Origin of the sequence: Pseudomonas sp. FSL R10-1350 (genome assembly GCF_009600525.1) — a bacterium.
GTDB lineage: Bacteria > Pseudomonadota > Gammaproteobacteria > Pseudomonadales > Pseudomonadaceae > Aquipseudomonas > Aquipseudomonas helleri.
The window spans coordinates 24,229-31,511 of sequence record NZ_WIVR01000060.1 but is presented as its reverse complement, the minus strand read 5'-3'; the positions used below and the strand labels follow the sequence as shown (position 1 = coordinate 31,511).

The 7,283-nt window shown below is 59.7% G+C and carries 7 protein-coding genes; 4 read left to right on the top strand and 3 right to left on the bottom strand.

Features of this window, described 5'->3' with window-relative positions; genetic code table 11:
* From GHO25_RS20845 to GHO25_RS20835, 3 genes are all read left to right on the top strand, one after another.
* Positions 1–500: AIR synthase-related protein (locus GHO25_RS20845; protein WP_372240957.1), on the top strand; the 500-nt coding region annotated here is incomplete at its 5' end.
* Positions 501–638: 138 nt separating this feature from the next.
* Positions 639–1,256: a GTP cyclohydrolase II gene (gene ribA, locus GHO25_RS20840; RefSeq protein ID WP_048367839.1), complete on the top strand. Its 618-nt coding sequence runs from the start codon at positions 639–641 to the stop codon at positions 1,254–1,256.
* Positions 1,256–2,047, top strand: coding sequence for a cobalamin-binding protein (locus GHO25_RS20835; protein WP_153392153.1), 792 nt, complete (start codon positions 1,256–1,258; stop codon positions 2,045–2,047). Before ribA ends, GHO25_RS20835 begins: the two co-directional genes overlap by 1 nt.
* 87 nt (positions 2,048–2,134) lie before the next feature.
* Here the strand turns inward: GHO25_RS20835 and dxs are convergent, their stop codons facing one another.
* The 3 genes from dxs to GHO25_RS20820 form a co-directional block, all read right to left on the bottom strand.
* Entirely contained in the window at positions 2,135–4,033 is a 1,899-nt protein-coding gene (dxs, locus tag GHO25_RS20830) for a 1-deoxy-D-xylulose-5-phosphate synthase (RefSeq protein WP_153330187.1), read from the bottom strand.
* 132 nt (positions 4,034–4,165) lie between these two features.
* Positions 4,166–5,053: a (2E,6E)-farnesyl diphosphate synthase gene (gene ispA / locus GHO25_RS20825; protein ID WP_153330186.1), complete on the bottom strand. Its 888-nt coding sequence runs from the start codon at positions 5,051–5,053 to the stop codon at positions 4,166–4,168.
* Positions 5,050–5,292, bottom strand: a complete 243-nt coding sequence (locus GHO25_RS20820) for an exodeoxyribonuclease VII small subunit (protein WP_048367754.1) — start codon at positions 5,290–5,292, stop codon at positions 5,050–5,052. The genes ispA and GHO25_RS20820 overlap by 4 nt, the downstream gene beginning before the upstream one ends.
* 409 nt (positions 5,293–5,701) lie before the next feature.
* Between GHO25_RS20820 and tssA the strand changes: the two genes are divergently transcribed.
* Complete coding sequence (gene tssA, locus GHO25_RS20815; RefSeq protein WP_153392151.1) at positions 5,702–7,252, top strand: type VI secretion system protein TssA; 1,551 nt, start codon at positions 5,702–5,704, stop codon at positions 7,250–7,252.
* The last annotated feature ends 31 nt before the right edge of the window (positions 7,253–7,283 follow it).

Sequence of the window (7,283 nt, the reverse complement as noted above, 5' to 3'; positions counted from 1 at the left end):
TGTTATGCGTGGGCGGTGAGCTGGGCAATGCAGCGGGCGCATTGCCGCTGGTCCTGGGCCAATGCAGCGCTGCCCCGGCAATTGCCGAGCCTTTGCTGGCGCATTACTGGTCACCGCAACCGCAATTTGCCCTGGGCCAGGCCCTGCGCGGCAAAGCGACCTCTGCCCTGGATATTTCAGACGGTCTTTTGGCGGACTGCGGGCATATTGTACTGGCTTCGCGTGTGGGCCTGCAGATCGAAAATGACCGCGTGCCGATGTCGCTGGCCCTGCAAGAGTTTTTGGGGGATGCGGGCGCGCAAAAAGCGGCCTTGAGCGGCGGTGACGATTACGTGCTGGCCTTTACCTTGCCAGCCGTTGAACTGCCGACATTGCTCGCTGACGGCTGGCCGATCCACGTCATCGGCCGCGTCATTGAAGGGCAGGGCGTCAGCCTTGTCGACGAGCACGGTCAGGACATCACCCCGGCAATCCGTGGTTACCAGCACTTTCACGGGTGATGTGAAGGTTCGCGGGGCCTGAGCTATCAAACTTTTTGATATTTATCTCCGATAATTCAGCCTAAGCGTCTGTAGGAACGTCCTGTTACAATGTCGACTCTGCGAATTTCCAGTCCTCAAACTGATCAGGAGCACATGGTGCCCGTCGTTTTCGTTGCTGCTTGCAAGCTCCCAACCCCCTTTGCCGAATTCACCATGCATGGCTTTTTAGAGCAAGCCACGGGTCGTGAACACGTTGTGCTCAGTTTGGGCGACGTGGCAGACGGTGCTCCGGTATTAGGCCGGGTGCACTCCGAATGCCTGACCGGCGATGCCTTGTTCAGCCAGCGCTGTGATTGCGGCTCACAACTGGAAGCCGCTTTGCAGGCCATCGCCCGCGAAGGTCGTGGCGTGTTGTTGTACCTGCGTCAGGAAGGCCGTGGCATTGGTCTGTTGAACAAAGTGCGCGCTTACGCACTGCAAGATGGCGGTGCCGACACCGTTGAAGCCAACGAGCGTCTGGGCTTTGCTGCGGATCAGCGCGATTACGCCATCTGCCTGCCGATGCTTGAGCACTTGGGTGTCAATTCGCTGCGCCTGATGACCAACAACCCGCGCAAGGTCAAAGCCTTGACCGACATGGGCATCACCGTGGCGGAGCGTGTGCCGCTGCACACCGGGCACAACCCGCACAACAAACTGTACCTGGCAACCAAAGCCAATAAGCTTGGGCACATGATGGGCAACCAGCACCAAGGCGAGACAGATCCGGCGTGATGCACTACTGGCTGGCAATCCTGTTGCTGGCCGTGGGTTTACCCTGCATGGGCGCCAGCCGAGTGATCAGTCTGGCGCCATCGCTGTCTGAAATCGTCGTTGAACTGGGGGCCACCGACCTGCTGGTCGGGCGCCTCGACGCTGGCGAGTCACTTCCCGAACTGGCCGCTGTGCCCTCTGTGGGCCGCTATGGCCAATTAAACATCGAGCGTTTACTCAGCCTGCAACCCGACTTGGTCCTGCTCTGGCCGGGTAGCGTGGGCGTAGCCCAGCGCGAGCAACTGCACAGCTTCAACATCCCGACCTACACCGCCGACCCTCAAACCCTTGATCAACTGCTTGAGCAGATCCAGACCCTTGTCGTCGCCTTGGGGCGCCCGGAACGCGGTCAGGAGCTGGCAGATCAATTGCGCACGCGTCTGGCTGAGTTACGTACCCGCTACCACCGTGACAAGCCGCTGCGGGTGTTTTACCAAGTGTGGGATCAACCGCTCTACACCTTGGGCGGCGGGCAAATCATCAGCGATGCGTTGGCCGTGTGCGGGGCGAGTAACGTGTTTGCCGACCTCAAACTCCCGGCCCCGCAAGTCAGCGTCGAGTCGGTATTGCAGCGCAATCCACACATAATCATTGCGAGCAGCCAGGCGCAACTCGACGCCTGGAAAGCCTGGCCGCAACTGGATGCGGTCAAACACGGGCGTTTAGTGCTGTTGAGTGATAAAGGTCTGGAACGCCCGAGCGGGCAAATGGTGCAAGCAACCGGCAGGTTGTGCGAGCAAATCGCCCCCTGATCCCTGTAGGAGCGAGCTTGCCTCGCGATCTTTTGATCTTTAAAAGATCGCGAGGCAAGCTCGCTCCTACAGTCGATCCGGGTGGGGTTAGAGGCCCAGCAACTGCATCCGCTGGCGAACCGAGGCTTCGATGCCGGCTTCATCCAGGCCGCATTCAGCCAGCATCTGGCTCGGCTTGGCATGCTCGACATAAATGTCCGGCAAGCCCAGGTGCAGCACCGACTTCAGCACGTTTTCGCGGGCCAGGAACTCACTGACCGCCGCGCCTGCGCCACCCATGATGGCGTTTTCTTCGATGGTCACCAGCAGCTCATGGCTGTCAGCCATTTCGCGTACCAAGGCTTCGTCCATAGGCTTCACAAAACGCATGTCGACCACGGTCGCGTCGATCTTTTCAGCCACTCGCAGGGCTTCGGCCAATTGCACGCCAAATACCAGGATTGCCACCTTGCTACCTTGACGGCGCACGATGCCTTTGCCGATTTCCAGCGGCTCAAGAGTCTTCTCGATTGCTGCGTCAGGGCCGGTGCCGCGCGGGTAACGTACTGCCGCCGGGCCGTTGTACAGGTGGCCGGTGGTGAGCATTTTGCGCAGTTCGTTCTCATCGCTCGGGGTCATGATGACCATGCCCGGGATGCAACGCAGGTAAGACAGGTCGTAGCTGCCGGCGTGGGTCGGGCCGTCTTCGCCCACCAGACCGGCACGGTCGATGGCAAACAGCACGTCCAGGTTCTGCACCGCGACGTCATGCACCAACTGGTCGTAACCACGCTGCAAGAACGTCGAATAAATCGCCACCACGGGTTTGGCGCCTTCACAGGCCATGCCGGCGGCAAACGTGACCGCGTGCTGCTCGGCAATCGCCACATCGAAGTAGCGCGACGGGTACTGCTCGCTGAACTTGATCAGGTCCGAGCCTTCTTTCATGGCCGGAGTAATGCCGACCAGACGCTCGTCGGCCGCCGCCATGTCGCACAGCCACTCGCCAAACACGGCCGAGTACTTCGGCCCGCTGGCAACTTTGGGCGCGACTTTTGGCGCGTCCAGCGGCTCAAGCTTGGTGATCGCGTGGTAACCAATCGGGTCGGCTTCAGCCGGGGCGAAACCTTTGCCTTTCTTGGTGACGATGTGCAGGAACTGCGGGCCTTTGAGGTCGCGCATGTTACGCAGCGTGGCAATCAAGGTCGGCAGGTCGTGGCCATCAATCGGCCCGATGTAGTTCCAGCCCAACTCTTCGAACAGGGTGCCGGGGACCAGCATGCCCTTGGCGTACTCTTCGGTGCGGCGGGCAATTTCCCAAGCGCCCGGAAGGCGTGACAGCACTTTTTTGCTGCCTTCGCGCATGCTGGCGTACGTACGGCTCGACAGGATTTTGGCCAGGTAGTTGGACAACCCGCCGACATTGCGCGAAATCGACATGTCGTTGTCGTTGAGGATCACCAACATGTTGGCATTCACTTCGGGCGCGTGGTTCAGTGCCTCAAAGGCCATGCCCGCCGTCAGTGCGCCATCGCCAATCACCGCAATGGCCTTGCGCTCGCTGTTTTGCAGGCGGGCGGCAATGGCCATGCCCAGCGCAGCGCTGATCGAGGTGCTGGAATGGCCGACGCCAAAGGTGTCGTACTCACTTTCGGAACGGCGCGGGAAGGCCGCAATGCCGTCCTTTTGGCGCAACGTCGCCATTTCATCGCGACGGCCGGTGAGGATTTTGTGCGGATACGCCTGATGACCCACGTCCCACACCAGCCGGTCATCCGGGGTGTCGAAGACGTAGTGCAGCGCGATGGTCAGCTCAATGACCCCAAGCCCGGCACCAAAGTGCCCGCCTGTCTGGCCAACGGTATAGAGCAATTCCAGACGCAACTCATCGGCCAGGGTTTCCAGCTCGGCTTCGGCTAATCTGCGCAGGCCAACAGGCGTGCCCGCTCGGTCGAGCAGGGGCGTAGTCGGGCGCTTGCGGGGAAAATCTTGAAACGTCGTTGGCATCAGGCGAATCGTTATAGGTATATAAAAGAGGCGGCAGTTTACCTTATGGAACGTAAGCTGCCCACGCAGTGTGACATTCGTTAGTCAGACCTTGGCATTACACGTTGTGCGAAATATCTATTTGTCGCCGTATTAGTGGCGGCGATCCACGATATAACGCGCCAGTTCTCGCAAAGGTTCTGCTGCTGCATCAAAAGGTCGCAGGGCATTGAGCGCCTGATCACGCAACTCCAGGGCATAGCTTTTGGCCTGCTCCAGACCCATCAGTGCCGGGTAGGTCGGTTTGTCCCGTGCAATGTCGGCACCTTGGCGTTTGCCCAGGGTTGCGGTGTCACTTTCAACGTCCAGAATGTCGTCCTGGACCTGAAACGCCAAGCCAATGGCCCGGGCATAAACGCTCAACGCCTGCAGATTGTCATCCGTTGCCTGGCCGCTGGCCAGTGCCCCCAGCTGTACGCTGGCTTCAATCAGGGCGCCGGTCTTGTGGCGGTGCATGTATTCCAGCGCAGCCTGATCCAGCTTCAGCCCCACCGAGCCCAGATCGATGGCTTGCCCGCCAACCATGCCGGCAGGGCCCGCCGCGAACGCCAGGCCATTGACCATGCGCAAACGTGTTTCGGCATCCAAAGTGGTCAGCGTCGGGTCGAGCAGGGCGCTGAACGCCAGGCTTTGCAGGCCGTCACCGGCCAGAATGGCGCAGGCTTCATCAAACGCCTTGTGGGTGGTCGGCTGGCCGCGGCGCAAATCATCATCGTCCATGGCCGGCAAATCATCATGCACCAGCGAATAGGCGTGGATCAGCTCCACCGCGCACGCCGCGCCATTGGCTTGTTCGGGGGGCGCGCCCAGCGCTTCGCAAGCGGCATAGGCCAATAGCGGTCTAACCCGTTTGCCACCATTCATCACGCTGTAACGCATGGCCTCGTACAGACGGGCCAACTCCGGGGCAGGAGCGACAAACAAGCGCTCAAGTGCCGCGTTGACGCGTGCCTGGCTGCTGGTCTGGTAGGCATCAATCATTCTGGCTGTTCCGCATCAAAAGGCTCTTGAGCGAGCTCACCATCGCGCTCAAGCAAAATTTGGACTTTCTGCTCCGCTTGCGCCAGCGCGCCCTGGCAATCACGGGTCAGACGAATGCCTTGTTCAAAGGCGGTCAATGAGTCTTCCAGTGACAGTTCGCCGTTTTCCAGGCGCTCGACCAATGTTTGCAGGTCGGCGAGGGACTGCTCGAAATCCAGGGAAGCTTTTTTGCGGGCCATGGCGGCATTCTCGGTAGGCGTTAAAACCGGCTGACACTAGCAGACAGCAGGTTTTGGGGCAAATAAGGCGGCAGTTTAAGCCACTGCCATGAAAGGTGAATCTGTTAACTGCATGACTTTAGTCGACATGTATAAGGCGATTTTTTCAACCGTTCGTGTCAGAGCTGACTGTTTGGGTGTAGTCCAAATCCTTGGTATGTCAGGTTTCGTAACGCGTGTGTGAGGCGATTTCTTTACCTTTTTTTAAGCGAAGACATTTCGCGGCCTATTGAGGAAACGTCTGACATTTTTCCCTTTTCCATTCACATAAGGTTTCGCCACTTGAATGGAATCGGTAATGCGCTGTGATCCTCCCCCTTGATACCTCTATGACGTACGTGGTGCCCACTGCAGTGGGCGGCGTGCTGTCATGACGTATTCCAGCCAATTATTTGCCCGCCTCATCGAGCTGGGCAAAACACCGGTGTTCAAGGATAGCTTTGCGGGCAATGACGCGCGCTTTTCGAACCAGTTCGAAGCCCTTGAGCGAGAAATCGGCAAGTCGCAGTCGATGTCAGAAAACAACCAGATCGACTGGTACGTGGTGCATGAGCAAAGCGAGGCGATGTTGCGTGATCAGTCCAAGGACCTGCGTGCCGCCGTCTGGCTGACCTGGGCGCTTTATCAGCGCGAATCGTTCCCGGGGTTGCTGGCGGGCCTGGGGTTGTTGCACCACCTGTGTACGGAGCGCTGGGCGCTGGTCTACCCGACCAAGTTGCGCACCCGTGCCGCCGCCATCAGTTGGCTGGTAGGGCGCCTTGATCGGGCCCTTAACGAAAACGTGCCGATTAAAGAACAACTGCCGCTGTTCCAGCACATGGTTGAGCTGTTGCTGGCGCTGGAAAGCGCGCTGGCCAAGCATTTGGGCGATGACGTGCCGCTGTTGCTGCCGATTTGCCGTCGACTGGCCCGAATGGTCCAGCGGGCCGTCGACAGCCAGCCCGAGAAGGGCGTTATTGCCACGGCGGTGGCGCAGGTCAGGCACGTGGCCACACAGTTGATCGAGCCCAATACGCTCATCGACAACGAAAAAGACGCTCACAAGGCCTTGCGTCAGCAACAGGACAGCGCCCGGGCCTTGTGCGGCTGGTGGCTAAAACAGAAAGCCACCGACCTGCGAGCGCTACGCCTGAACCGCGTGCTGACGTGGCTGGCCGTAGAACTCCTGCCCGAGCGCAATGGCGAGCTGATTACCCCGCTGCGCGGCATCCCGGCCGACAAGCTCAACAGCTACGCGGACCGTTTCACCCAGGGGCAGTTTGCCGATTTGCTGGTGGAGCTTGAAGCCAGCGTTGCCAAATCACCGTTTTGGTTCGACGGCCAGCGCCTGGTCTGGGAATGCCTGAGCGCCCTTAAAGCCGAGTCGGCCATGCGCGAGGTGGAGGTCCATTTCGCCTTGCTCCTGCAACGACTGCCGGGCCTGGTCGAATTGCGTTTCAGTGACGGCACCGCGTTTGCCGACCCGCAGACCCGCGCCTGGATCGACGCACAGGTGCTGCCGCACCTGAGCCGAAGCGAGCCCGAAGCGCTGGTCGCGACTGTACGCCCGGCCTGGGACTTGGCCCTCGATGAAGCGCAAGAGCTGCTGCGAGTCAGCGGTTTCAAACCCGCTGTGCAGTGGCTCAAGCGCGGATCCAGTAGCGCCCACGGCGAGCGGGTGCGGTTTTTTTGGCAGTTGACCCTCGCCCGGTTGTGCTTCCACGCCAAGAAATACGAACTCGCCAAAACCCAGCTCGAAATGCTCGATGAGGTCCTACACCGCTCAGGCTTACAGGCCTGGGAGCCGGATCTGGTGCTTGAAGTTTTGCGTCTTTTACATCGCTGCTGCGAGCTCTTGCCGCAGAACCACGAAGTGCGAGAACGCAAGGACGAGATGTATCGCAGGTTGTGCCACCTCGATCTTGAAGTGGTACTCGAATAGGCCTCAGGGCCACACACACGCAAGGAAAAAC